The sequence below is a fragment of the Afipia sp. GAS231 genome, from assembly GCF_900103365.1.
In the GTDB taxonomy this organism is placed as follows: Bacteria; Pseudomonadota; Alphaproteobacteria; order Rhizobiales; family Xanthobacteraceae; genus Bradyrhizobium.
In genome coordinates this window covers 3,492,207-3,517,652 of the sequence record NZ_LT629703.1, presented here as the reverse complement: position 1 = coordinate 3,517,652, position 25,446 = coordinate 3,492,207, and the positions used below count along the sequence as shown (strand labels likewise).

Annotated in this window: 23 protein-coding genes; 3 read left to right on the top strand and 20 right to left on the bottom strand. The window is 63.5% G+C overall.

Annotated features, from left to right (window positions below):
* Positions 1–438 precede the first annotated feature (438 nt).
* On the top strand, positions 439–1,134 hold the full coding sequence (locus BLS26_RS16605) for a hypothetical protein (RefSeq protein ID WP_092512845.1): 696 nt from the start codon (positions 439–441) through the stop codon (positions 1,132–1,134).
* Positions 1,135–1,151: 17 nt separating this feature from the next.
* Here BLS26_RS16605 and BLS26_RS16600 read toward each other — a convergent pair whose 3' ends face one another.
* The 12 genes from BLS26_RS16600 to rimP all read right to left on the bottom strand — a co-directional run bounded on the left by BLS26_RS16600 (position 1,152) and on the right by rimP (position 14,500).
* Positions 1,152–1,748 (bottom strand): glutathione S-transferase family protein, encoded by a 597-nt coding sequence (locus BLS26_RS16600; RefSeq protein WP_092512843.1) that lies wholly within the window; start codon positions 1,746–1,748, stop codon positions 1,152–1,154.
* Positions 1,749–1,842: 94 nt separating this feature from the next.
* Positions 1,843–2,667 carry a hypothetical protein gene (locus tag BLS26_RS16595; protein WP_092512841.1) on the bottom strand — a complete coding sequence of 275 codons (825 nt, stop codon included), beginning with the start codon at positions 2,665–2,667 and terminating at the stop codon, positions 1,843–1,845.
* 107 nt (positions 2,668–2,774) lie between these two features.
* Positions 2,775–3,563, bottom strand: a complete 789-nt coding sequence (locus BLS26_RS16590) for a hypothetical protein (protein ID WP_092512839.1) — start codon at positions 3,561–3,563, stop codon at positions 2,775–2,777.
* 87 nt (positions 3,564–3,650) lie between these two features.
* Complete coding sequence (locus BLS26_RS16585; protein WP_092512837.1) at positions 3,651–4,109, bottom strand: GNAT family N-acetyltransferase; 459 nt, start codon at positions 4,107–4,109, stop codon at positions 3,651–3,653.
* 128 nt (positions 4,110–4,237) lie between these two features.
* Entirely contained in the window at positions 4,238–6,397 is a 2,160-nt protein-coding gene (pnp, locus tag BLS26_RS16580; protein ID WP_092512835.1) for a polyribonucleotide nucleotidyltransferase, read from the bottom strand.
* A 282-nt stretch (positions 6,398–6,679) separates the two neighbouring features.
* Positions 6,680–6,949 (bottom strand): 30S ribosomal protein S15, encoded by a 270-nt coding sequence (gene rpsO / locus BLS26_RS16575; RefSeq protein ID WP_079540211.1) that lies wholly within the window; start codon positions 6,947–6,949, stop codon positions 6,680–6,682.
* A 2-nt stretch (positions 6,950–6,951) separates the two neighbouring features.
* Positions 6,952–8,076: a tRNA pseudouridine(55) synthase TruB gene (gene truB / locus BLS26_RS16570; protein WP_092518127.1), complete on the bottom strand. Its 1,125-nt coding sequence runs from the start codon at positions 8,074–8,076 to the stop codon at positions 6,952–6,954.
* Positions 8,076–8,489, bottom strand: a complete 414-nt coding sequence (gene rbfA / locus BLS26_RS16565; protein ID WP_092512833.1) for a 30S ribosome-binding factor RbfA — start codon at positions 8,487–8,489, stop codon at positions 8,076–8,078. Before rbfA ends, truB begins: the two co-directional genes overlap by 1 nt.
* Before the next feature lie 148 nt (positions 8,490–8,637).
* Positions 8,638–11,304, bottom strand: coding sequence for a translation initiation factor IF-2 (gene infB / locus BLS26_RS16560; protein ID WP_092512831.1), 2,667 nt, complete (start codon positions 11,302–11,304; stop codon positions 8,638–8,640).
* A gap of 57 nt (positions 11,305–11,361) precedes the next feature.
* The gene (locus BLS26_RS16555) at positions 11,362–12,045 is read right to left on the bottom strand and encodes an RNA-binding protein (RefSeq protein WP_092512829.1); all 684 of its coding nucleotides are present in this window, start codon (positions 12,043–12,045) and stop codon (positions 11,362–11,364) included.
* A 76-nt stretch (positions 12,046–12,121) separates the two neighbouring features.
* Positions 12,122–13,732, bottom strand: a complete 1,611-nt coding sequence (nusA, locus tag BLS26_RS16550; protein ID WP_092512827.1) for a transcription termination factor NusA — start codon at positions 13,730–13,732, stop codon at positions 12,122–12,124.
* A 3-nt stretch (positions 13,733–13,735) separates the two neighbouring features.
* A complete protein-coding gene (rimP, locus tag BLS26_RS16545) occupies positions 13,736–14,500 on the bottom strand; it encodes a ribosome maturation factor RimP (RefSeq protein ID WP_092512825.1) in 765 nt (254 codons plus the stop codon).
* Between the two features lie 336 nt (positions 14,501–14,836).
* On the opposite strand from rimP, the gene BLS26_RS16540 reads away from it, so the two are divergent.
* Together BLS26_RS16540 and BLS26_RS16535 are read left to right on the top strand one after the other, a co-directional pair.
* Positions 14,837–15,919, top strand: coding sequence for a DUF2336 domain-containing protein (locus BLS26_RS16540; protein ID WP_092512823.1), 1,083 nt, complete (start codon positions 14,837–14,839; stop codon positions 15,917–15,919).
* 81 nt (positions 15,920–16,000) lie between these two features.
* Complete coding sequence (locus BLS26_RS16535) at positions 16,001–16,846, top strand: phytanoyl-CoA dioxygenase family protein (RefSeq protein ID WP_092512821.1); 846 nt, start codon at positions 16,001–16,003, stop codon at positions 16,844–16,846.
* A 94-nt stretch (positions 16,847–16,940) separates the two neighbouring features.
* On the opposite strand, the gene BLS26_RS16530 is transcribed toward BLS26_RS16535, so the two are convergent.
* The 8 genes from BLS26_RS16530 to miaB form a co-directional block, all read right to left on the bottom strand.
* On the bottom strand, positions 16,941–17,684 hold the full coding sequence (locus BLS26_RS16530) for a tRNA (guanine(46)-N(7))-methyltransferase TrmB (RefSeq protein ID WP_092512819.1): 744 nt from the start codon (positions 17,682–17,684) through the stop codon (positions 16,941–16,943).
* Positions 17,684–18,811, bottom strand: a complete 1,128-nt coding sequence (locus tag BLS26_RS16525) for a M20 family metallopeptidase (RefSeq protein ID WP_092512817.1) — start codon at positions 18,809–18,811, stop codon at positions 17,684–17,686. The genes BLS26_RS16530 and BLS26_RS16525 overlap by 1 nt, the downstream gene beginning before the upstream one ends.
* Positions 18,812–18,903: 92 nt before the next feature.
* Positions 18,904–19,320, bottom strand: a complete 417-nt coding sequence (locus tag BLS26_RS16520) for a helix-turn-helix domain-containing protein (RefSeq protein ID WP_092512815.1) — start codon at positions 19,318–19,320, stop codon at positions 18,904–18,906.
* Positions 19,321–19,572: 252 nt separating this feature from the next.
* Positions 19,573–21,183 carry an apolipoprotein N-acyltransferase gene (gene lnt / locus BLS26_RS16515; RefSeq protein ID WP_092512813.1) on the bottom strand — a complete coding sequence of 537 codons (1,611 nt, stop codon included), beginning with the start codon at positions 21,181–21,183 and terminating at the stop codon, positions 19,573–19,575.
* Positions 21,180–22,319: a hemolysin family protein gene (locus BLS26_RS16510; protein ID WP_244541955.1), complete on the bottom strand. Its 1,140-nt coding sequence runs from the start codon at positions 22,317–22,319 to the stop codon at positions 21,180–21,182. The genes lnt and BLS26_RS16510 overlap by 4 nt, the downstream gene beginning before the upstream one ends.
* Position 22,320: 1 nt before the next feature.
* Complete coding sequence (ybeY, locus tag BLS26_RS16505; protein ID WP_371360832.1) at positions 22,321–22,842, bottom strand: rRNA maturation RNase YbeY; 522 nt, start codon at positions 22,840–22,842, stop codon at positions 22,321–22,323.
* 98 nt (positions 22,843–22,940) lie between these two features.
* Positions 22,941–23,996, bottom strand: a complete 1,056-nt coding sequence (locus BLS26_RS16500; RefSeq protein WP_092512809.1) for a PhoH family protein — start codon at positions 23,994–23,996, stop codon at positions 22,941–22,943.
* Positions 23,997–24,000: 4 nt separating this feature from the next.
* Entirely contained in the window at positions 24,001–25,419 is a 1,419-nt protein-coding gene (gene miaB / locus BLS26_RS16495) for a tRNA (N6-isopentenyl adenosine(37)-C2)-methylthiotransferase MiaB (RefSeq protein ID WP_092512807.1), read from the bottom strand.
* Positions 25,420–25,446 lie beyond the last annotated feature (27 nt).

The window sequence follows — 25,446 nt, the reverse complement described above, 5'->3', positions numbered from 1 at the left end:
CTACTTTGCATGGGGTTGTTTTCGATATTTTGTGTCGGAGCCGCCCCATCGTGCCTACCCCGCCGACCAGCGATGAACGTTTGACCGGGTCACCGCCACTAAGGTCCTGAAGAGCGCCTGATCGCAGGGCTCAGTGAGACCTGGAATCCGGTGATGAAGCGTCGAACGAAAGCTGTTTTGCTGATCAGCAGCCTGGCCGTCACAACGGTAGTTGCGACCTACGTCATGCTGTCGGTAGCGCTCGTACGAGTGCTGGATCCGCAAGGTTATTGCAATACCGGCTTTTCAAAGCTGAGCAGTTGCACCCTTCACTGGGTGTCGAGAACGACCCACCAATCGACGCCAGTTTTCGCCACGCCCTCGAGCCCGGCAAGCGACACCCCGTCGAACGCATCAGACACTCCGAAGCTACTCTCCAGCGAAACAACCGCATGGGCCGTGGCTCAATGCCCGCGCAATACCATCGCCAACCGCTTGCTCTGCGCCGTCCCATCGGCCGCATCGCCCGCCGAGGCTGCGAGCGACGACCGCGTCACCGGCCTGCCGCGGCCAAAACCCTGGCTGATCACGACGGCGAAGAATTCACCCTTCATCGAATCTGTTCACGTCGAGACGCCGCTCGATCTCGCACCGACGCTTGGCTTCTATCGCGCCGAGCTGCTCAAGCGCGGCTGGGCCGAGACCGATGGTGCGGTCGTCGAGGCGGACCGGGCCGTCATCGCGTTCACGACATCAGATGGACCGGCACAGCTACGGCTCGTCCGTCAGGACGGCAGGACGATCGTCGATCTATCGCGGCGCAAGCCTGCCACAGCGAATGCCGGCATCTTGCCGGCGCCAGGCAAGGCGAGGCTGATGCTCGGCAACGCCACCGAGGAAGAGGCCGTCATCACCATCAACGGGCAGAGCGTCGAATTGGCGGCTGGCACCGGAGACGGCTTCAGGAGCGTGCCAGAAACCGGAAACAAATCGGCTGCTATCCCCGAAATGAATCTGCCGGCCGGCAAATACAACGTCACCCTCAAGCTCGCGAGCGGTGCGTCGGAGAGCCGTCAGTTCGAGGTGGCTGCCGACGAGACCTGGGGCCTGCAGGCTGGTCCGGATGGCATTGCGCTTCCCGTGCATCTTTATTGACGTGCGGAAGCCGCCAGCTAGCCAGCCGCGATCTTCTCCGCGCGCTGGAATGCCGGACGCTCCATGCAGCGGGCGATATAGGCGTCGAACGACGGCCGCGACGGGATCATCTTGAACAGCCTTACTGCGAAGTTCAGGCCCGAGCCGATCACGATGTCGGCCGCCGAAAACGTCTCGCCGAGAATCCACGGGCCTTTCTCCAGCGCGTTGTCGAGCACGTCGATGACGCGCTGGGCGTCGCCCCAGCCGGCGGCAACCGGATTCATTTCGATCTTGGTCGCGATCTGCACCATCGCCGGCTCGATGCAGCCCGGGCCAAAGAACAGCCAGTAGAGATACCGTGCGCGCAGGGGGTCGCCGAGCGGCGGCGCCAGCTTCGCCTCGGGGTAGCGCTCGGCGACATAGGCGCAAATCGCCGCGGCCTCCGCCAGCGCCGTCTCGCCGTCTTTCAAGGCCGGAACCTTGCCCATCGGATTGATCGCAAGATACTCGACCCGCTTTTGCGCGCCGGTCGAAATGTCGGTCAGCACGCGCTCATAGGGCTGTCCGGTTTCTTCCATCAGCCATAGCGACGAGAACGAGCGCGAGCGGGGCGACCAGTAGAGCTGCATCATCGGAGGCTTCCTTTGTTGCCTGTAACGGCGGTCTATAGCGTTTTCGGGCGAAGCTGGCATCAACGAATGCGTCGAAGGCCGTTTGTCCCGGTCGTCACGGCGCAAGATACTTCGGCAGGATTCTGTCCATCCGCTCGGTGACAAGGGCGCGCGCGGCATCGCGCAGTATCGGGTTTTTTGCGGCTTCTTCCGGCGAGGCAGGAAACTCGGTGTTGGCCGAACGAATGTAGTCATCGCGCCCGATCGCCGACAAGGCGGCCGCAAACCTTCCTCCGGCGCCGCCGAAAGGATCCTTAAAGTCAAGGGTCTCTCCGTCCAGCAGGATCATGCGCGTGAAGGCGAATACGGAAGCTTTTCCGAACGGGCCCTGCGTCAAGACGCCGACGCCGGAGAGCGGCTGGTTGGTGCCGGGCAAAACCCCCGTATATCTGACGACAACGAGGTAGCGGGCGCAGCGGTTATTCCCGATTATCCCGCGCATCATGATCTTGAAATTCTCTTTCGAATCGCCCGCGAGCTTCTTCTCGGGCTTGTAATAGGGGTCGAACGCATCTTTGGCGTAAGCGATGCGCCGTATCGAGATCCCCGATCCGGCCGCGGCCTTGATTCGCGCGAAAGAGAGATCGTCGATGCTCCATGCGTCGGAAGCGGTTTCGGCGGTCTCGTTGCCGAAGACCGTGATCCCGATCTTTCTCCACCCGACCGGGCTCCCGGACGCGGTGATGACGCCGATGTCGCACGGCCCGTTTTCCGCAGGCCCAGCCGGCCTTGCGGCGGCCTTGGCCTTCGGCGCCGGCTTTTTCGCCGCGGGTTTTGCCGGCGGCGGCGCTGCTGCCGTCTCCGGGGCAGGTTGCGCCCGCGCAAGGACGGATGTGGTCAAGCACGACAAAACAATCGCGACGGCGAGTGATCGAATCATGAAAACTCTGCTGAGATGGCGGCGACGGAGCATGTAGACTAGAGCGTGCAATGCTGCTTCGCAAGGCGAAGACCGTCGATAGCGCCGCACGCGGGGTCGCTACCGCTTCATTGCCGAAGCATTGCCGGCAGCGTTTTGTCGAGGCCCGCCGTCAGCAGCGCGCGGACGCCGTCGCGGAGTACCGGATTGGCTGCGGCGTCTGCAGGCTTGTCCGGAAACATTGCCGGATCCAGTTCGCGCGTAGGGCCGCCGAGGTGGTCATGCGTCAACCGGTTGAAGAATGTGTCCTCGGTCGTCAATGCGGGCGCTTTCTTGATCAATTCGAAGCTTCGTCCGTCATAGACCCGGATGTACATCATGGCAAAAAGGAAGACTTTATTCGGGTGGTAGTACTTCGAGATGCCGATGCCGAACTCTCGCTGGGTGCCGCCGTGGCGGTGTACGAGGACGTAGCGCTCGCAGTTCGTTCCGCGGGCAACGTATTGGGCAAACTCCCGGATATTGTCGTCGCGTTCAAACAGAGAAACGGGTCTTCGATGCTGCGCCAGTTCCTCCCTGGTGAAGGGGAGTCGCCGTACCGACACGCCGGGAGCCGCGGCCCGAACGCGTGAGACGACCAGTTCGTCGAGCGCCCATCCGTCGACAGACACCCGCGCATACTTATCGGTAAATGTGAAGGGTCCGAAGTTCTCGACCATGAACAGATTGCCGGCAATGGGAATGACGCCGATCTGGCACCGTCCGCTTTCCGCCGCCGGCGCGGCAGGCCTGGAATTGGGCGTTGGCCGCGCGGCGGCGGGCTTCGTGGTCGACGCGCCTGGCGCAGGCTGGGATTGCGCCCATGCAGACAGGGCGAAGCACGACAGAACAATCGCAACAGCGAACGATCGAATCATGGGAACTCGGCTGAGATAGCGGCGGCGGGGAGTGTAAACTAGAGCGTGCAAAGGGGCGCGGCAAGGCCATTGCACCGCTCCTCACGGCTATGCCGTTTCCATCTTCGTCCAGCGATAATATTTCATCACAAAGCCGGTCATCGGCTCGACCTGCTCCTGCTCGAAGACAAACCCTTCGCGCTCGTACCAGCGCCAGGCCTTTTCATTCTCGCGCACGCAGCGCAGGAATATTTCATCGGGCAAATGTTGCCGCGTAAAGGCGAGCAACTGGCGTCCGACGCTGAGGCCCTGATATCCGGGTGCTACGAACAACTGGTCGAGATAGCGTTTTGGCAGATGGATCGCGAGCATCGCCGCCAGTCTGCCGTTGTCGTCGGCAACGTAGAGGCTCCAGCCGCCCTCGACCTCCGTCGGTACCCGCGCGCGCAATTTGGCCAGCAGGAAATTGCTGGCGTCCTCGAGCCCGGTCGATACCCAGCTCTCCATCCAGACCCGCGCGACCTCGTCATATTCGTCGGGGCGGGCGGGGCGAATGATCGGCGGCATCGGTTGTCCTCAAAGAAATCTCGTCGCGATACTATCGCCACGGTCCTCTCGACTTCAATCCGACACATCGCGGCAAACAAAAGGGCGGCCTTTCGGCCGCCCTTCGTTGTTCATGATGACGTCGAGGCTTACTCGCCGGCGGCTTCGCGCGGGGCGGAAGCTTCGGCCGCCTTCTGCTTGGCTTCGAGGTCCTCGCCGGTGGCCTGATCGACCACCTTCATCGACAGCCGCGTCTTGCCGCGATCGTCGAAGCCGAGCAGCTTGACCCTGACCTTGTCGCCTTCCTTGACGACGTCGGAGGTCTTCTGCACGCGCGCCGAAGCGAGCTGGCTGATATGGACCAGGCCATCCTTGGCGCCGAAGAAGTTCACGAACGCGCCGAACTCCATCACCTTGACCACGGTGCCTTCGTAGATCTGGCCGATCTCCGGATCGGAGGCGATCGACTTGATCCACTTGATCGCGGCCTTCATCGCCTCGCCGTCGTTGGAGGCGACCTTGACGGTGCCGTCGTCCTCGATGTTGACCTTGGCGCCGGTCTTCTCGACGATCTCGCGGATTACCTTGCCGCCGGTGCCGATCACTTCACGGATCTTGTCGGTCGGGATCTTGAAGGTCTCGATCCGCGGCGCGTATTCGCCGAGCTCGGCGCGCGCGTTGGTGAGCGCCTTCGACATCTCGCCGAGGATGTGGATACGCCCATCCTTGGCCTGGCCGAGGGCGACCTTCATGATCTCCTCGGTGATGCCCTCGATCTTGATGTCCATCTGCAGCGAGGTGATGCCCTGTTCGGTGCCGGCCACCTTGAAGTCCATGTCGCCGAGATGATCCTCGTCGCCGAGAATGTCGGACAGAACCGCAAAGCGCGAACCTTCAAGGATCAGGCCCATCGCGATACCCGCGGTCGGCCGCTTCAGGGGAACGCCGGCGTCCATCAGCGCCAGCGAGGCGCCGCAGACCGACGCCATCGACGACGATCCGTTGGATTCGGTGATCTCCGACACCACGCGCACCGTGTAGGGGAATTCGTGGTGCGGTGGCAGGATCGGGTGGATCGCGCGCCAGGCGAGCTTGCCGTGACCGATCTCGCGGCGCTTGGTGCCGCCGAGGCGACCGGTTTCACCGACCGAGTAGGGAGGGAAGTTGTAGTGCAGCAGGAACGTCTCTTTGTAGGTTCCCGACAGCGCGTCGATGTACTGCTCGTCCTCACCGGTGCCGAGCGTGGTCACGACCATCGCCTGGGTTTCACCGCGGGTGAACAGCGCCGAGCCGTGGGCACGGGGCAGCACGCCGACTTCGGCGACGATGTTGCGGACGGTCTTGGCGTCGCGGCCGTCGATGCGCTTGCCGGTGTCGAGGATGTTCCAGCGAACGATCTTGGACTCGAGTTCCTTGAACACGGCGGCGATGCGCAGCTTGTTGTGCGGCGACTCCTGCCCTTCCGGGAAGTAGTGCGCCATCACCTTTTCCTTGGCCTTGCCGACCGCAGCGTAGCGGTCCTGCTTGACCGGGATGGCGTAGGCCGAGCGTAGCTCCTGCTCGATCAGGCCGAGCATTTCCTTCTCGATCGCGCTGTCGTCGATGACCTTGACTTCGCGTGGCTCCTTGGCGGCCTTCTCGGCCAGTTCGATGATCGCCTTGATCACCGGCTGGAAGTGACGGTGGCCGAACATCACGGCGCCGAGCATGATGTCCTCGTTGAGCTCCTTGGCTTCCGATTCCACCATCAGCACGGCGTCGGCGGTGCCGGCGACGACCAGGTCGAGCTGGGTGTCGACCATCTCGTCGAGCGTCGGGTTGAGCACGTATTCGTCATTGGCAAAACCGACGCGGGCAGCACCGATCGGACCCTTGAACGGGGCGCCGGAAATCGTCAGCGCGGCGGACGCCGCCACCAGGGCGACGATATCGGGATCGTTTTCCATGTCGTGCGACAGCACGGTGACGATCAACTGAGTTTCGTTGCGCCAGCCGTCGACGAACAGCGGACGGATCGGGCGGTCGATCAGGCGGGAGACCAGCGTCTCCTTTTCGGTCGGGCGTCCTTCGCGCTTGAAATAGCCGCCGGGAATGCGGCCTGCGGCATAGGTCTTTTCCTGATAGTCGACGGTGAGCGGCAGGAAGTCGACGCCTTCGCGCGGCGACTTGGCGGCAACCACGGTCGCGAGCACGATGGTCTCGCCATAGGTCGCCATCACGGCGCCGTCGGCCTGACGCGCGATCTTTCCGGTTTCAAGCTTGAGGGGACGTCCACCCCAGTCGATTTCGACTGAATGAGCATTAAACATAGTGGTCTTCTTTCATGGGTTCACGAGAGAACGACGCCCTCAAAACACAAAGACCATGCGCAAGATTGCGGGACGCTGATCGAGATCAGCGTCCGGCGATCCTGCCATGGTCTTTATATTTCGGATGGCGTCCATCCTCTCGGTAGTCACGGGCATCTTGCCCCGTCCAGCGGCCGGATTGCTGCTGAACGTTATTGCGCATGGTCGTCTCCAGGAAATCTGAAGTCCGGTTTTTCGGAAAACCATGCGAAAACGCGCGCAAACCTTGCGCGCGTGAACTGATCAACGACGAATGTTGTGCTTTTCGAGCAGCGCCTTGTACCGCGCCTCGTCCTTCTTCTTGATGTAATCGAGAAGGGAACGGCGCGTCGACACGAGCTTCAAGAGGCCGCGGCGTGAATGGTTGTCCTTCACGTGGGTCTTGAAGTGGCCCGTGAGGTTGTTGATGCGTTCCGACAGGATCGCAACCTGGACCTCGGGCGAGCCGGTGTCGCCGGCCTTGTTGGCATTCGTCTTGATGACTTCCGCTTTGCGTTCGGCGGTAATCGACATCGTCAAACTCTCTCGTTGTTGCGACCGGAACTGGCAGTCAGTCCGGTCAGGTTGAACACGCGCTTGGGGATGAGTTCGCCATTGCCAATTTCGGCGAGGGCCAGAAGCCGGCCTGCCACCGTGACATAGACTGTGCCGCTACTATTGGGCGCATCCCGTCCGCGCAACAAAACGGCCTGGCCCCGATGGAGCCTTGCCGCATCAGCCCGTGTGACGGCCAGTGCCGGGATGTCGTCCAGCGCGGTCTCAACGGGCAAAAGCGCGTCGGCGAGGCTGCCCTCGCCCGACGCGGCTCTATTGCATAAAGCCTCCAACTGTTCCAGCGGAATCATGTCCGCCTCGCGGAATGGCCCGACCAGGGTCCGCCGCAGCGCGCAGATATGGCCGAAACAGCCCAGAATCCGGCCCATATCGCGGGCCAAGGCCCGCACATAGGTGCCCTTGCCGCATTCGGCCTCGAACACGGACAGGCCGTTATCTTCATGTTCTACAAGGGTTAATTCGTGGATCTCGACCGGCCGGGGCTTCAATTCCACGGTTTCGCCGTCCCGCGCCAGGTCGTAGGCGCGCTCGCCCTGGACCTTGATGGCGGAATATTGCGGCGGGATCTGCTCGATCACGCCGGTAAAGCGGGGGAGAAGTGCCCGGATCGCGTCTGCCGAGGGCCGCAACTCGCTGGTTTGGGTCGCCCGGCCTTCGGTGTCGTCGGTATCGCGTTCCTCGCCCCAGGCGACCGTGAAGCGGTAGCGCTTGCGGCCGTCCATCACGAAGGGAACCGTCTTGGTGGCCTCTCCCAGCGCGATCGGCAGGCCGCCGGAGGCCAAGGGATCGAGGGTGCCGGCGTGGCCGGCGCGCTTGGCCTGGAACAGGCGCTTGAGTACGGCGACCGCGTGCGTGGAGGTCATGCCAACAGGCTTGTCGAGGATCACCCAGCCATGGACGTCGCGCTTGTCGCGCCGCGGCTGGTTGTTCTGGCGTTGCTGCTTGCCAGGACGCTGATCCTGCCGCGGATCGTTGTTGACGCGGCGATCGTCGCCGCGCGTCTCGCTCGAAAAAATATTTTTCTCAATGTCGTGCGATTCGGCATTTTCCGAACCGATCACGCTGTCAGCGGTCGTCACAATCATCATTCGTCGTCCGAATCGGGTGCGAGGTCTCTTTGCACCGCAGGTGTTCGCAGTAATTTCTCGATACGTTCCGCTTCGTCGAATCGTTCGTCGGTGCGGAAGCGAAGATCAGGCGCAAATTTCAGGTTAACGCGGTGCGCAATCTCGCCGCGCAGGAATTTCTTGTTGCGCTCGAGTGCTGCGAGCACCACGTCGGTGTCGCGGCCGCCGAGCGGCATCACGTAAACGGTGGCGAGTTTCAGGTCTGGCGACATGCGTACCTCGGGAACCGTAATAATGTGGCCTTCGAGATCGGGGTCGTGGACGTTACCCTGCGACAGAATATCGGCGACCGCATGGCGTACGGTCTCGCCGACGCGCAATTGCCGTTGCGAGCCGCCGGGAGCGGAACTCTTGGTGTGGTGACGGGGCATTGTTAAAATCCCAATTGTCGTCATCACCCGCGAAGGCGGGTGATCCAGTATTCCGTGCTCAAATTTAATTGCGGTGACTACTGGATGCCCCGCTTTCGCGGGGCATGACGGTTTAGTTCGAAATATCCAGCGCCTGTAAGATTTGGACTTACAGACTGCGCTGGATGGTTTCCACGCGATAACACTCGATAACGTCGCCGGGACGCATGTCGCCGTAATTCTCGAACGCCATGCCGCATTCCTGGCCGGACTGCACTTCCTTCACTTCGTCCTTGAAGCGCTTCAGCGTCGACAGCTTGCCTTCGTGCACGACGACGTTGTCGCGAATCAGGCGCACATTGGCGCCGCGTTCCACGGTGCCGTCGGTGACGCGGCAGCCGGCGACCTTGCCGACCTTGGAAATGTTGAACACTTCCAGGATCTGGGCGTTGCCGAGCATGGTTTCGCGCAGCGTCGGTGCGAGCAGGCCGGACATCGCCTTTTTGATGTCGTCGACGAGATCGTAGATGATGTTGTAGTAGCGGATCTCGATGCCGTTACGCTTTGCAGCCGCCGCGGCTTCCTTGTTGGCGCGAACCGAGAAGCCGATGATCGCGGCGTTGAAGCCTTCCGCCAGCGTGACGTCGGATTCCGAGATGCCGCCGACGCCCGCATGCAGGATGCGCGCTGCGACTTCGTCGGTGCCGAGCTTTTCCAGCGATCCCAAAATCGCTTCCAGGGAACCCTGCACGTCGGCCTTCACGATCAGCGGGAATTCCTTGCGGCCCGCTGTCTTGAGCTGCGACATCATCTGTTCGAGCGAGCCGCGCATGCCGGAAATCGAGGCGGCGGCGTTTTCGCGCTTCTGGTGGGCGCGATAGCTCGTGACCTGACGGGCGCGGGCTTCGTTCTCGACCACGGCGAGGCGATCGCCGGCTTCCGGCGGGCCGTTGAAGCCGAGCACTTCGACCGGGACCGACGGTCCGGCCGCGGTGAGGTTCTCGCCCTGATCGGAGATCAGCGCGCGGACGCGGCCCATTTCGGCGCCGGCGACGATGATGTCACCGACCTTGAGCGTGCCGCGCTGGACCAGCACGGTTGCGACCGGGCCGCGGCCGCGATCGAGCTTGGCTTCGATCACGGTGCCTTCGGCCGGACGTTCCGAATTGGTCTTGAGGTCGAGCAGTTCGGCCTGCAGCGCGATCATCTCGAGCAGCTTGTCGAGATTGGTCTTGTTCTTGGCTGATACTTCGACGTCAACGACATCGCCGCCGAACGATTCGACCTGCACTTCATGTTGCAGCAATTCGGTGCGCACGCGCTCCGGCTTGGCGTCGGGCTTGTCGATCTTGTTGATCGCCACGATCATCGGAACCTTCGCGGCCTTGGCGTGGTTGATCGCCTCGATCGTCTGCGGCATGACGCCGTCATCGGCCGCCACCACCAGGATCACGATGTCGGTGACCTTGGCGCCGCGCGCGCGCATCGCGGTGAACGCGGCGTGGCCGGGCGTATCGATGAAGGTGATCTTCTTGCCACTTTCCGGCGAGGTCACCTGATAGGCGCCGATATGCTGGGTAATGCCGCCGGCTTCGCCGGAGACCACGTTGGCGTGGCGCAGCGCGTCGAGCAGCGAGGTCTTGCCGTGGTCGACATGGCCCATCACGGTAACGACCGGCGAACGCGGTTCGGTATCCGAGGAATCTTCGACGATGTCGAACAGGCCCTCTTCAACGTCGGAGGCGGCGACGCGCTTGACGCTGTGGCCCATTTCCTCGGCGATCAGCTGCGCGGTGTCGGCATCGATCACGTCGGTGATCTTGTGCATCGCGCCCTGCTTCATCAGCAGGCGGATGACGTCGACCGCGCGCTCGGTCATGCGGTTGGCGAGTTCCTGGATCGTGATGGCTTCCGGGATCGTCACTTCGCGGATGAGCTTTTCTTTCGGCTCGTTGGCGGCGTGTCCCTTCAGGCGCTGGGTGCGGCGGCGGAACGAGGCGATCGAACGCTCGCGCACGTCGTCGGCAGTGAGCGCGGTGACCAGCGTCAGGCGGCCGCGGTCCTTCTGCGGCCCGGGCTTGGTGTGGGTCGTTTTCGGCGGGACCACGGGGCGCATGGCGCCGCCGGGACCGCGACGGACCTGGCGCGGACCTTCATCCTCGTCGGACCCATCGGCCGCGACGCCAGGCGCACGCGCCGGCGGCACTGCCGCGGTGGTAGCCGGACGGGCGCCGGCCGGGCGGGCTGCGCCGGGGCGCGCCGCCGCCGGAGCTGCAGCCGCAGCGGTCTTGGCTTCGGCCTCGCCGAATCGCTTCTTGGCTTCGATCTCGGCTTTGCGCTTGGCTTCCTCTTCGATCCGGTGCCGTTCTTCCTCGGCCTTGCGGCGGGCTTCGGCGGCTTCGCGTTCGGCCTGCTCGATGCCTTCCTTGCTCGAGCGGCGCTTGGCCTCTTCCTCGGCGATCCGCCGCTCTTCGATTTCACGGACCTTGGCGTCGGCCAGCGCGCTGGCGCGCGCGGAGCGCTCGTCTTCGGTCAGGGTGCGGAGCACGACGCCGGAACCGCCGCGGGGGGCTGCGGGTGCGGGGCGGGAGAGCGGCGCCTTTGCTACGGGAGCCGCGGCCGGCTTCGGCGCGGCTGCGACCGGCTCGGGCGCATGGGTTTCGGTCGCCGGCGCGTCGCCGCCGACGCGGCGCTTGCCGCGCTTTTCGACCACGACCTGCTTGGTCCGGCCGTGGCTGAAGCTCTGGCGCACGGTGCCGGTTTCGACACGCGGCTTGAGGGTCAGGGTCTTGCTGACACTCAAAGTCTTGTCGCCAGGCGTTTTGGTATCAACCATTCAGCAGTCCTAATCTTGTTGCGTGGTGCGTACGCACCGTCTTTGAAGCTGTCTTCGTTAGTCAGAATTTCTGGCCGCATTGGCGGTCTTGTCGTCATCGGCCATCCGGTATCGGACCAGGATTTGGCAGCGCGACAGGAACGTCTTGCTCGCCGGGCCCGCGAGCAGGGCAGCATGTATCACATTTGACCGCCCCAGTGCCAAATCCAATTGTTCGGACGCTAAAACAGTAACGATCGGAAAAACCGGCGATTCACCGGAATTTCCGCTTCTCTGCCCGGCGATCGCGTCCAATTTGCGGATTCCGTCGGCGGCGCCGTCGGAAGCGTGGATCAGGGCTGCGGCCTGGCCGTGCTGGAGCGCCCCCTCGACCTTGCTGAAGCCGGAAACGACCTGACCGGCCTTGGCGGCCATGGCCAGCGCGTCGGTGCAGCTCCGGACCAGCAACGCTTCGGTGTCGGCGGGGAGGGTCGCAGCAGCCCGGACCTGGCGCTTGAACCCCTTGCTAAATTGGTTACGCCGCACCGCTTCCGCAACGGTCTGGCGCGACGCCGAGACCCACAGGCCGCGGCCGGGCAATTTGCGCTTCAAATCGGGGATCACTTCGCCCGCGGGCGAGACGACGAACCGGATCAGTTCGTCGATCGGACGTACCTCGCGGCTGACCGCGCACATCCGCATGGTCGCGGACCTGTCGGTCCGCGGCCCATTGTCGAGATCGGGGTCAGCCAAAGCGAGCATGCCTGTTCGGTCACTCCGGTCATCTGCGCACGGGATGCGCGCAGAAACGGTATCGGATGTTGCGGAACACTTAGCCCTACGCCGTTTCGTCTTCAGCAGCCTCGGCCGTCTCCGCCTGCTTGGCGAGGTCGGCCTCGGTGATCCAGCCGGCAATGACGCGCGCCTGCATGATCATGCGCTCGGCATCGTCGCGGGAGGTCTCGTTGGCGTCGAGAATGCCGGGGTGCTTGGTCGGCTCGCCGCCTTCCTTGCGCTCGGTCCAGCCGACCAGGTCGTCGGTGGCGCAGCCCGCCAGATCCTCGACCGACTTGATGTCGTTCTCGCCGAATTTCACCAGCATTTTCGAGGTTACGCCGGGCACCGTTTTCAAAGCGTCATCCACACCGAGTTCCTTACGTTTGTTTTCCAGCTCCGTCTCGAGCTGTTCCAGATATTCTCTCGCCCGGCTCTGCAGCTCGTTGGCGGTTTCGTCGTCAAAACCCTCGATACCGGCCAGTTCCTTGGCGTCGACCAGCGCGAGTTCCTCGACCGAAGTGAAGCCTTCCGAGGCCAGCAACTGCCCGACCACTTCGTCGACATTCAGCGCTTCCATGAAGACGCGCGTGGAGTTCTCGAAATCGGCCTGGCGGCGCTCGGATTCTTCCTGCTCGGTGAGGATGTCGATATCCCAGCCGGTCAGCTGCGAAGCCAGCCGTACGTTCTGGCCTCTGCGGCCGATCGCCAGCGAGAGCTGGTTGTTGGTGTCGGGCACCACGACCTCGATCCGCTCGCGCTCTTCGTCGATCACGACCTTGGCGACTTCGGCAGGCGCCAGCGCGTTGACGACAAAGGTCGCGATATCGGGCGACCACGGAATGATGTCGATCTTCTCGCCCTGCAACTCGTTGACCACCGCCTGCACGCGCGAACCGCGCATGCCGACGCAGGCGCCGACAGGATCGACCGAGGAATCCCTTGAAATCACGCCGATTTTCGCGCGCGAGCCGGGATCGCGGGCCACCGCCTTGATCTCGACGATGCCGTCATAGATTTCCGGCACTTCCTGCGCGAACAGCTTCGCCATGAACTGCGGATGGGTGCGGGAGAGGAAAATCTGCGGTCCGCGGGTTTCGCGCCGGACGTCGAAGATGTAGGCGCGAACGCGGTCGCCGTTGCGGAACACTTCGCGCGGCAGCATTTCGTCGCGGCGCACGATGGCTTCACCGCGGCCGAGATCGACGATCACGCTGCCATATTCGACGCGCTTGACCACGCCGTTGACGATGTCGCCGATGCGGTCCTTGAATTCCTGGTACTGCCGGTCGCGCTCGGCCTCGCGCACCTTCTGCACGATCACCTGCTTGGCCGACTGCGCGGCGATGCGTCCGTATTCCAGCGGCGGCAGGGTGTCGGCGATGGTGTCGCCGACCTGGGCGCCGGGATTGGCGCGCTGCGCGTCCGCCAGCGAGATCTGGTTCGAGGAATTCTCGACCAGTTCGACCACCAGCATGTGGCGCGACAGCCTGAGCTCGCCCTTCTTGGCGTCGATCTCGGCGTGAACGTCGGTCTCGCTGCCGTAGCGGGCACGGGCCGCCTTGGCGATGGCGTCTTCCATCGCGGCGATCACGATCGAACGATCGATCGATTTTTCGCGGGCGACGGCATCCGCGATCTGCAGCAGTTCGAGTTTGTTGGCACTGACTGCCATGACCTAGTCTCCTTCGGTAGGATCGAATTCGCCGCCGGGCAGACCTTGCGCGGCGAGGCGGTGTTTCTTGGTATTCTTCGGAAGCGGCTTCTTCAGCGGCTTCGGCTTGGGCTTGTTGCTCTTGGTCGGATCGCTGCGCTTCGCATGCGGCGGAGGTGGCGGCGCGATTCCAAGACTCTGCTTCAACTCGCGCTCGGCCTGCTTGCCGCGTCGCATTGATTCCGCGATCAACTCGTCGGTCAGCACCAAGCGTGCATCGGAGATGTCTTCCATCACCAGCAGCACATCATCATCTTCGCTGGTGCGGACGCCATCGGGATGCAGCCGCACGGCGTCGCCCTCGACGCCGGCAAGGTGTCCGCGAAAACGCTTGCGGCCCTGATGGGCGACCGCCATCTCGACCTTGACCAGATGACCGGCGTAGCGCTCGAAGTCGGACCGGCGCACCAGCGGGCGGTCGATGCCCGGCGACGAAATTTCCAGCCGGTAGGCCTTCTCGATCGGGTCGGCGATATCGAGCACCGGCGACAGCGCCCGCGAGATCGCCTCGCAATCCTCGATCTGCATGGTGCCATCGGGCCGTTCGGCCATGATCTGGACCGTGCAGCCGGCCTCGGCGGAGATCTTGATCCGGACCAGCCGGTAGCCCAGCCCCTGCAACACCGGTCCGGCAACCGCGGACACCCGCGCGGCCACGCCCGGCTCGACGACGAGACGGGGCTCGGCCAACAGGTCGATATCCACGGAACCAGTAGTTGGATCGGTCATGTCTAGGGTCAAAAGCGTCTTATTTACAAGGGTTTACGTCGGGCTCAATTGCACCCGGCCGGCTCCCTGAATTTAGCCTTTCGCCCGTTTGCGGGCTAGGGTCGTTCAGGTAATAAAAAAGAGCGGGTCCGGAAGGGCCCACTCTCGATACGCGATCGTATGAGAACTTTAAGTTGCCGCGGATATAGCCGTTTTCCCGCAATCCGGCAAGGCCTGCGCGCCGTCAGCGGGCGATTTTGCGGGGTTTCCCGGGGTACCGCAAAACCTAACCCTTCATTCACCTACGATGCCTAGATTGCCCGAAAACCAGCCAGTTCGGCCGGTTTGGATGGGTTGATGACCACCGCGGCAACGCTGATCCCGGAACTTGACGACATCGTCCGGCGTGGCGACCCGAAACGGCGGGCTGACGCCGCGCGGCGGATCAGCGAATTATTCCTGCAGGGTGCCGCGAGTTTCCGCGCCGATCACGTCGATCTGTTCGACGGTGTGCTGACCAGCCTCGTCCCGCATGCCGAACTTGCCGCGCGCGCCAATCTGGCCGAGCGGCTATCGTTGCTGGCCAACGCGCCGCGCGGATTGGTCGGCCAGCTCGCGCACGAGGACGAAATTGCGATCGCGGGACCGCTGCTGCGGCGATCGTCCGTGATCGACGAGCCGACGCTGATCGAGATTGCCCAGGCCAAAGGTCAGGGCCATCTGCTGGCGATGACGGAACGGCCCGCGCTCTCGTCCGGCCTCACCGACGTCATGGTTCTCCGCGGCAATCGCGACGTCGTCAGGGGCGCGGCCAGCAATGCCGGCGCGGCCTTCTCGTCTGACGGTTATTCGACGTTGATCAAGCGTGCCGGCCAGGACGGCGTGCTGACGCTCAAGGTCGGCCAGCGCGACGATCTCTCGGCCGAGCAGTTGAAGGATCTGCTGTCCGGATCGATCGACGTGATCCGCCGCCGCTTGTTCGAGGTGGTCAAGCCAGCCCGGCAAATGGCGATCAAGCGGGCGATGAACGAGATCTCCGGCATCGCGGATCGGGTCGAGAGCAGCCGCGACTTCGCGCCGGCGCAGCGCACCGTTCTCGCGCTGCATAGCGCCGGCGAACTGAACGAAAGCGCGCTGCTCGGCTTTGCCAAATCCCACAAATACGAGGAATCGATCGCGGCGCTGTCGGCGATGACCGGTGTCAAGATTGCGACGCTGGATCGCCTGATTACCGGCGACCGCTACGATCCGATCCTGATCGCCGGCAAGGCGGTCAACCTGGAATGGGCGACCGTGCGCGCCCTGATCCTGCTCCGGCTCGGCCCGAACCGGGTGGCATCGCCGGCGGATATTGAAAACGCGCGCGTCAATTTCGCGCGCCTGATGCCTTCGACCGCCGAACGCGTGGTCGGCTTCTGGAAGACCCGTCCGCTAGCTTGACGGAATTGCCCAATCTCTGACGATCGCGCTATCCTGTGTCCCGAAGACGCGGAACAGCGTCACGACAGGGAGCCCAAAAAAATGCTGACGGACGTCGAGGTTCAAGCCCATGCCGACCGGATCCGCGACGACGGCTTCACCGTCATCGAGCAGGCGGCGAGCCGTGAACTGGTCGAAGGCCTGAAGCAGGCGCTGGAGCGCGTCGAGCGCGAACATCATCTCGGTCCAGCGAAAACCTCGTTCGAGGGTTTCAAGACCGTGCGGATCAATAATCTTCTCACCTACGACGACCTGTTCTGGGAAGTGCCGCTGCACGAGAACGTACTGCCGGTGGTCGAGCGTGTGCTCGACAAGGAATGTCTGCTGTCCTCGTTCTGCTCGCTGGTGCTCGGGCCCGGCCAGGAAGCGCAGCCGATCCACGAAGACACCCAGTTGATTCCGCTGCCGCGTCCGCACATTCCGATCACCATCAACGCGATCTGGGCGCTGTCGGATTTCAGGGACGACAACGGCGCGACGCGGATTCTGCCGGGCAGCCACAAGTTCGCTTCCTCGCCGGAATACGGCAGGGAATATGACGCCGTCACCGCGACCATGCCGGCGGGAAGCGTGATGTTGTTCGACAGCGCGCTCTGGCACGGCGGCGGCGCCAACACCTCTGATGCGAGGCGGTTCGCGTTCTCCTGCGCCTATTGCTGGGGCTGGATGCGGCAGCAGGAAAACCTGCAGCTCGGCATTCCCCAGGAGACCGCCAAGCGATTTCCGCGGCGCCTGCAGGAACTCTGCGGCTACAGCGTCTACAAGGGACAGTTCGGTCACATCGACAACCACGACCCGATCGAACTGCTCGGCCGCGAGCGCGGCAAGCGCATGGTGTGGGAAGCCACCGACGCGAGGAAAGCGCGGATGGAAGAGGCGAAGGGGTAAAATTTATGCGGTCATTCCGGGATGGTCCGAAGGACCAGACCCGGAATCTCGAGAGATTCCGGGTTCGATGCTTCGCATCGCCCCGGAATGACAGTTACCCAACCCTCCGAAATCTCAAATACGCCGCGACGCGGCCCTCGCGTTCGGCTTTGCGGCCGTAGCGGGTCATGGTGTAGCCGTCCCATGGCTGGCGCCAATCGATCGCGCGCTCCGCGGTCCAGAGAAAATCCGGCGAGCGTTTTAGATGCGCCAGCGTCCAGGCGCAGTAATCGTCGATGTCGCTGACGAAACGAAACTCGCCGCCTGATTTGATGATGCGCGCCATCGCCGCGACGGTTGCGTCCTGCACGAAGCGACGCTTCCAGTGCCGCCGCTTCGGCCAGGGATCGGGATGGATCAGGTCGATCCGCGGCATTGATTGCGGCGGCGCCCAGGCCAGCAATTCGGCGGCGTCGCCGGCGTAGAGGCGGATGTTGGAGATGTTGAGGGCTTCGATCTGCGTCAGGATCTTGGCCATGCCGTTCACATACGGCTCGCAGCCGATGAACCCGATATGCGGAAACGCTTGCGCTTCGGCGATCAGATGTTCGCCGCCGCCAAATCCGATTTCGAGCCTGACATCGCTGATCTCGCCTTCGAACAGTTCGGCGAGACGGGCAGGCGCAGGGCCGCCGCCGATATCGAGCGCCAGATGCGGCAGCAAATTGTCGATCAGGTCGGCCTGATGATTGCGGAGCTTGTGACCCTTGCGGCGGCCGAAGAACGAGCCGCGCGCATGCGCCGACGCGCCGTCGTCCGGCGGCGTTTCCTGATCGTCGGGCTCGTGATCGGAGGCCATCATCGCAGCGTCTGGTACAGCCGGTGTAATAGCCGCGCCCGCGGCTCGATCGACGAGATGTACATCTGCTCGTAATGGGTATGCGCGCCCTGGCCGTCGACGCCTAAACCGTCGAGGGTCGCGGTATGCGGCGCGGTGAAATTGCCGTCGGAGCCGCCGCCGGTCGCGGTGTCCACCAGATCGAAGCCGATCTCGGCCGCCAGGGTTTTGGCGTGCTCGTAGAGTGCTGCGCCGGCGTTGCCCTTTTCGTAGGGCGGCCGGTTGAGTTCGCCGACCACCTTGACGCTGACGCCCTCGGTGCGTGATTTCAGGTTGAGGATTTTTGGAACCAGTTCTTCGGAATCGGCAATCGTCGGCACGCGCATGTCGACTTCGGCATAGGCCTCTTCCGCAATCACGTTCGGCTTGGTGCCGCCACGTACAACGCCGACATTGACGGTCACGCCGCGCTTGAGGTCGTTCATCGCCTCCAGCGTCTGGATGACGTTGCCGAGCTCGCGGATCGCGCTGCGGCCGTCCTCGGGCCTTGTGCCGGCATGTGAGGGCACGCCTTTGATGAAGATCTCGAAGCGCGCAACGCCCTTGCGTCCGGTGACGATCTTGCCGCCGTCGCGCGCCGGTTCGGTGACGAGCACGTATTTTACCTTGCGGCCTTCCTGTTCGATCAGCGCCCGCGATGTCGGGCTGCCGATCTCTTCATCGGAGACGTAGAGCTGGGTGACGCCGAGCGGCGAGTGCGCAGGATCCGCGCAAACCTGGCGAAACGCGTGATAGGCGAGATAGGCGCCGCCCTTCATGTCGTAGATGCCGGGGCCAAACGCGCTGTCGCCCTCGATTCGAAACGGCAGCCGCTCGATGAAGCCCATCGGATGCACCGTATCGAGATGGCTCAGCACCAGGATTCCCGGTGCGTCCTGTCCCCATGACGAACGCGCGACGAGATGATCGCCGCATCCGGAGTGGCCCGCGATCCGCTCGACGGTCGCCGGCAGGTCGCGATAGCCTGACGCGACGAGGTCGGCGAGCTTGTTGACCTGTGCGGGCGCTTCGGTCGGGGTCTCGATCTCGACCCAGCGGCGGATGCCGTCGAGGATGGTTTTGGAATCGAATGGATTGATGTCGGTCATCGGCGCATGGTGGTTATCGGGCGAATTCGCCCGATGTCATGCGCTCACGCCGATGGGCGCGTCAATCGTTCTGTGTGAACCGAGGTTCGCATTCAGCGCTTGTCGGGGCCTTCGCGCGTTGCGATCTGCTCGACCAGATCGACGATGGAGCGGCGCATCTTGGCGTCGGTGATGCGTGTGAACGCACGCGTCAGCGCCAGACCCTCGGATGTGGCGAGGAAATCGGAAACATAGGAGGGCGAGGAGCCTTCGCTAAAACCGTCGGTATTCACCGCACCGCTCGGTCCGCCGTCGAACAGAAACGAAACCGGGACCTGCAAAATTTCTGAAATCTGCTGCAGGCGGCTGGCGCCGACGCGGTTGGTGCCCTTTTCGTATTTCTGGACCTGCTGGAAGGTGAGCCCCAACGCCTCGCCCAGTTTTTCCTGGCTCATGCCCAGCATGATGCGGCGCATGCGGACGCGGCTGCCGACATACTTGTCAACAGGGTTGGGCGCTTTGGTGGACATCTCAACACTCCTCGGGATTGCGCGCCGGGGGATGAGGCAAGACTAAACTGCCTCAGGCGCCGGTACCGTCAAATCCTGCTCGGAGGATCGGGTGGAAATGGAGAAAAGTTGAGCATTGAGCTGACTGGTTCTTGTTCTTGATCGTGGAACCCAGAATGCGAAGTGCACGGTCAATCTGTCAACTGGTGGAATTGCGCATACCTTCCCGTTGCGGCAAACCGGCAACAGTAAACATTATGCAAGATGCAAATTTCAGGCGGTTCGCCTAACGAGGCGGCGTCGGATGACCAACAGCAGCGCAATAGCCATAATGACGACGATTGGAATGTCTCTAAGTTGTGCATAAACCGTCGGCGGCAACGCCGTCGGCAGGTTGGCATCCAGCACGCCTTCGAGGCCGAGGCCGAGGCGTGCGACGATTCGCCCCGAGGGATCGATGACGGCGGAAATGCCGGTGTTGGCGGCGCGCACCAGCGGCAGCCCTTCTTCGATGGCGCGCAGGCGGGCCTGCTGCAGATGCTGATAGGGGCCGGTCGAAATGCCGAACCAGCCGTCATTGGTCAGGTTGACGATCCAGCCGGGACGGTCGTCGCGGGTCGCGATGCTGCCGGGGAATGCCACTTCATAGCAAATCAGGGGTAACGCGCGCGGCGCACCCGGTATGTCCATCGCGCGGCGGCGCGTGCCCGGAATGAATCCGCCCTGTATCTTGGTGAGCTGGACGAAGCCGAGCTTTTCCATCCAGTCCTGGAACGGCAGATATTCGCCGAACGGCACCAGATGCAGCTTGTCATAAACCGACAGCACGCTGCCGTCATGGTCGATCACATATATCGAATTATAGGCCCGCGTGATCCGGGCGCCGGGCGGCCCCTCGGGCGCCCGCACCGAACCGGTGATCAGCACGGTGCCCTTGGGCAGGAGGTCGGCGATCTCCGCCATCGCATCCGCTTCGCGCGTCAGGAAAAACGGGAAGGCGGACTCCGGCCAGATCAGGATATTGGCGTCGCGCACGCCGGTCGACTGCGGCCCGGACGCGCGGTCGGACAGCGTCAGATATTTCTGCATCACGTCGGCTTTGGCGGAATAGTTGAACTTGGCGTCCTGCTCCAGGTTCGGCTGCATGATGCGCAGCTTGACCTTGGTGAGCACGGTCGGCTGCAGCGACAGCCGGACGGCGCCGTAGACGCCCATGGCGGCGAGCAGCAGCACGGCCGCCAGCGGTGCGATCCAGGGCTTGCGGCCGCGCGAACTGCCGTCGATCAGCACTGCCGGGCTGGCGAAGATCGCCACGCTGAGGAACGTCATGCCCCACAGCCCGATCAGCGACGCCGTCTGCGCCAGCGCCAGCGGCTCCGACAGCGCGTAGCCGAATGCGTTCCACGGAAATCCGCTCAACAGATGCCCGCGCAGCCATTCGCTGATCGTCAGGCCGATCGCGAGCGCCAGCAGCCGAGAAGCATCCCGGGTCCACAGCAGGCGCGCCAGCGCGAAGCCCAACGCGGTGAACAGCGCCAGATAGGCCGGCAGGCCGAGTGCCGCGAACGGGATCAGCCAGGCGAAGGTCGAGGCATCGACCAGGAAGGCGTTGCCGATCCAATACAGGCCGGGCACGAAATAGCCGAGCCCGAACCAGAAGCCCGACATCGCGGCCGCCGGCACGCCGCGCCATTTTCCGGCCGCGGCGCCGTCGATTAGCCAGACCGCGATCGGAAAGGTCACGAACAGCACCGGCCATGCATTGAACGGCGCCATCGCCAGCGCCGACAGCGCACCGGCGAACAGCGCCAGGCCAGCGCGTTTCCATCCCCAGGCCAGGATGATCGCCAGACCGGCGACGCGGAGTTTGCTGGTTGAGTTCACTGCGAGCCGGCTCCATCGCCGGGCGCTGGCGGCGCACTGTCATTTGTCGGCGGCGCATTGTCATTTGCCTGCGGCGTATTGGCGTCGGGCGCGGGCTCGCGGCGGCGGCTTTCGCGTGGGGTGCGGGCGACAGGACGCTCCTTGCGGACCGCGATGCGCAGCCGCTTGACCCGCCGCGGATCGGCGTCGAGCACCTCGATTTCGAAATTGCCCGGGCCCGAGATCACCTCGCCGCGCACCGGCAGGCGGCCAACCTGCGAGACCAGATAGCCGCCGAGGGTCGCCACTTCGTCGCTGGCCTCGCCGGTGATGAAATCCTCGCCGATCACCTTGCGGGCGTCCTCGAGGCTGGCGCGGGCGTCGGCGATGAAAGAACCGTCCTCCCGTCGCACGATGTCCGGCGGCTCGTCGCTGTCATGCTCGTCGTCGATCTCGCCGACGATTTGCTCGACGATGTCCTCGATCGACACCAGTCCGTCGGTGCCGCCATATTCGTCGACCACCAGCGCGAGATGGATGCGCGAGGCCTGCATCTGCGCCAACAGGTCGATCGCCCGCATCGAGGGCGGCACGTAGAGCAGCTTGCGGATGATGTTGGCCTCGGCAAGCGGCAGCGCCAGATCGACCGCGCGCAGATCGAGGCCGGCTGGAAACGGCTTCTTTCGCTTGGCCTTGCCAACCACGCCGCCGCGCGCCTTCACGGTCATGAACGCCAGCAGATCGCGGATGTGAACGATGCCTTCGGGATCGTCGAGGGTTTCGTTGTAGACCACGAGGCGCGAATGCGCCGCACTTTCGAACAGGCTCATCAATTCACCGAGCGGGATGTCGCGCTTGACCGCGACGATGTCGGCGCGATGGATCATCACGTCGGCGATCCGCCGCTCGTGCAGGCCGAGAATATTGCGCAGCATGGTGCGCTCGATGGCGGAAAAGCCGACATCGTCGGGGGTCGATGTGTCGAGCACGACCTGCAGGTCGTCGCGGACCGATCCCGGCTTCCAGCCGAACAAGGTGCGGATCGCGCGCAGCAGCCAGTTGTCGGCGGACGGGCGCAGCACCTCGCCGTCCTTCACCACGGCCGGCAAGTTCGGCGTGTTGCGCGGGTTGTCCTGAACGGGGTCGGAATCCGGCATGTCAGTCCATCCGTTTCCGGTCCGCATCGGGATCTCGATCCTGGTAAGGATCGGGAATGCCGAGCTGCGCCAGAATTTCCGTCTCCAGACCTTCCATCGCTTCGGCGTCGCCGTCGTTCTCGTGATCGTATCCGATCAGATGCAGGAAGCCGTGGACCGCAAGATGGCTGAGGTGATGGTCGAACGGCTTCTGCTCGTCATCGGCCTCCTTGCGCGTGGTCTGATACGCGATCGCGATATCGCCGAGCATGCGCGGCGCGTCGGACGGCGCGCCGGCAGGTGGCTGCAGCGCCGGAAACGACAGCACGTTGGTCGGCTTGTCGATGCCGCGCCAGTTGCTGTTGAGCGTGCGAATCCCGGAATCGTCGGTCAGCATGATCGCGAGTTCGGCCTCGCCGACATCGGCATCGGCGAATTCGGCCGCGGCCTCGATGGCACGATGGATCACCGCCTCGGCGTCGGGCTCGGTCTGCCAGCAATCGGCGACGACCAGAACTTCAGTAAGCGGAAGGGCGGAAGACACGAGCGTTCCAGACGATTGCGTAGTTGGGTTTTGCATTCCATCGTTCAGGGTGCGGCCCGGATCTGCCAGCGGCAGGTCCGAGCGCGAAAATGGTTCGATCAAGATCGGCCGGTTGCCGGCTTTTGCGGCAATCCCTCATAGGCGGCGACAATTCGCGCCACCAATTCATGGCGGATGACGTCCTCGGCCGTGAATTTCACCTGCGAGATGCCCTCGACGCCGTCGAGCAATCTCGCGGCCTCGGCCAGTCCCGAGGTCTGGCCGGGCGGCAAGTCGACCTGCGACGGATCGCCGGTGATGATCATGCGGCTGTTTTCGCCGAGCCGGGTCAAAAACATCTTCATCTGCATCGACGTGGTGTTCTGCGCCTCGTCGAGGATGATGACGGCATTGGTCAGCGTGCGCCCGCGCATGAAGGCGAGCGGAGCGATCTCGATCTCGTTCGACTGCAGCGCCCGTTCCACGATCCGCGAATCCATCAGGTCGTACAGCGCGTCGTAGATCGGCCGCAGGTACGGATCGACCTTTTCTCTGAGGTCACCGGGCAGGAAGCCGAGCCGCTCGCCGGCCTCGACCGCGGGACGGGACAGAATGATCTTGTCGACTTCCTTGCGCTCGAACAATTGCGCGGCGTGCGCCACCGCGAGCCAGGTTTTGCCGGTGCCGGCCGGGCCGACGCCGAATACCAGTTCGCTGCGCTTCAGCGCGCGGATGTAGGAATCCTGCGCGGCGGTGCGCGCGCGCACCGGGCGCTTGCGCAGGTTGATGGTCTCGAACTGGTTCTTGGCCGTCTTGGGATCGAATTCGAACAGCGAGCCCTGCGCGATCACGGCGCGGATGGCGCCTTCGACGTCGCCCTGCGCCAGATCCTGGCCCTTCGTGGCCTGCCCGTAGAGCGTCTCCAGCACGCGCCGCGCGGCGTCGCAGCCGTCGCGCGATCCGGCGATGGTGATGTGGTTGCCGCGGGAATCGACGACAACGCCGAGCCGACGTTCGACCAATGCGAGGTTCTGTCCGTAGGGACCGACCAAAGCGGAAGCGGCGCGGTTGTCGTCGAAATCGATGACGACCTGGGTTTCGGGCGGAATTTGCATGTCGCGTTCAAATTTGCGGCTGGGAGCGAGTGAAGGTGAATCCGATGCGCTTTTGGGCAAGGGTTCAGGCTCCCGTGATCATTGGAGAAGAATTAGCCGTTGGTGAAAGCGGAGATGATATCGGCGGCGCGGCGTGGCCGGCGAGTTCGCCGAGCAGGCTGTAGCGCTCCAGGCTGTCGATTCTGACCGGCAGCACCTGTCCGATGATGTCCGACGAGGCAAATACATGCGCGGGCTGCAGGTAGGCGGTGCGGCCGACGATCTGGCCGGGATTGCGCGCTGCGCGCTCGAACAGCACATCGACGGTGTTGCCAATCATGGCCTTGTTGAAGGCCGATTGCTGACTGTCGATCAATTCCTGGAGCCGCACCAATCGCTCGTCCATCTCTGCCGCTGACACCGTCTCCCGCATGTCCGCCGCCGGCGTGCCGGGCCGTGGCGAATATTTGAACGAATAAGCGCCAGCGTATCCGATTTGCATGACAAGCGCGAGGGTCGCGGCGAATTCTTCTGCGCTTTCGCCGGGGAAGCCCACGATAAAATCCGATGAAAACGCAATATCTTGGCGGGCTTCGCGAAAACGGTCGATGACGCGGCGATAATCATCGGCGGTATGCTTGCGGTTCATGGCGGCCAGGATGCGGTCGGAACCGGATTGTACCGGCAGGTGCACGAACGGCATCAGGGCGGCGAGATCGCGGTGCGCCGAAACAAGCGAATCATCGACGTCGCGGGGATGGCTGGTGGAATAGCGCAGCCGCACGATGCCGGGAATTTCAGCGAGCCGGTGCAGCAGTTGGCCGAGCGACCAGGTTTTTCCGTCCGGGCCTTCGCCGTGATAGGCGTTGACGTTCTGACCGATCAGCGTGATCTCGCGCACGCCATTGTCGGCGAGCCGCATCACGTCGTCGACGATTTTCGCCACCGGCCGCGAGACTTCTGCGCCGCGCGTGTAAGGCACCACGCAGAAGGTGCAGAACTTGTCGCAGCCTTCCTGCACGGTTACGAACGAAGAAATGCCGCGCGCGCGGATCGCCGCAGGTTTTGGGGCGGGGAGGAAGCCGAACTTGTCCTCGACCGGAAATTCGGTCTCCAGCGCACGGCCATGACTTTTGGCGCGCGCCAATAGCTGCGGCAGATGGTGATAGCTCTGCGGGCCGACCACGACATCGACGGCAGGCGCGCGGCGGATGATCTCCTCGCCTTCGGCCTGCGCGACGCAGCCCGCCACCGCGATGCGCATCTCGCGACCATTGCGCGCAGCCTCGTCCTTGGCGACCCGCAGCCGCCCGAGTTCGGAGTAAACCTTTTCGGAAGCCTTCTCGCGGATATGGCAGGTGTTGAGGATCACCAGATCCGCATCCTCGGCGCTGGCAGTCTCGACAAAGCCTTCCGGCGCCAGCGTGTCCACCATGCGCTGCGCATCGTAGACGTTCATCTGGCAACCATATGACTTGATATGCAGCTTGCGCGGCGGCTTCATGGAACCTGGATAAAGGGTTGGAGCGGC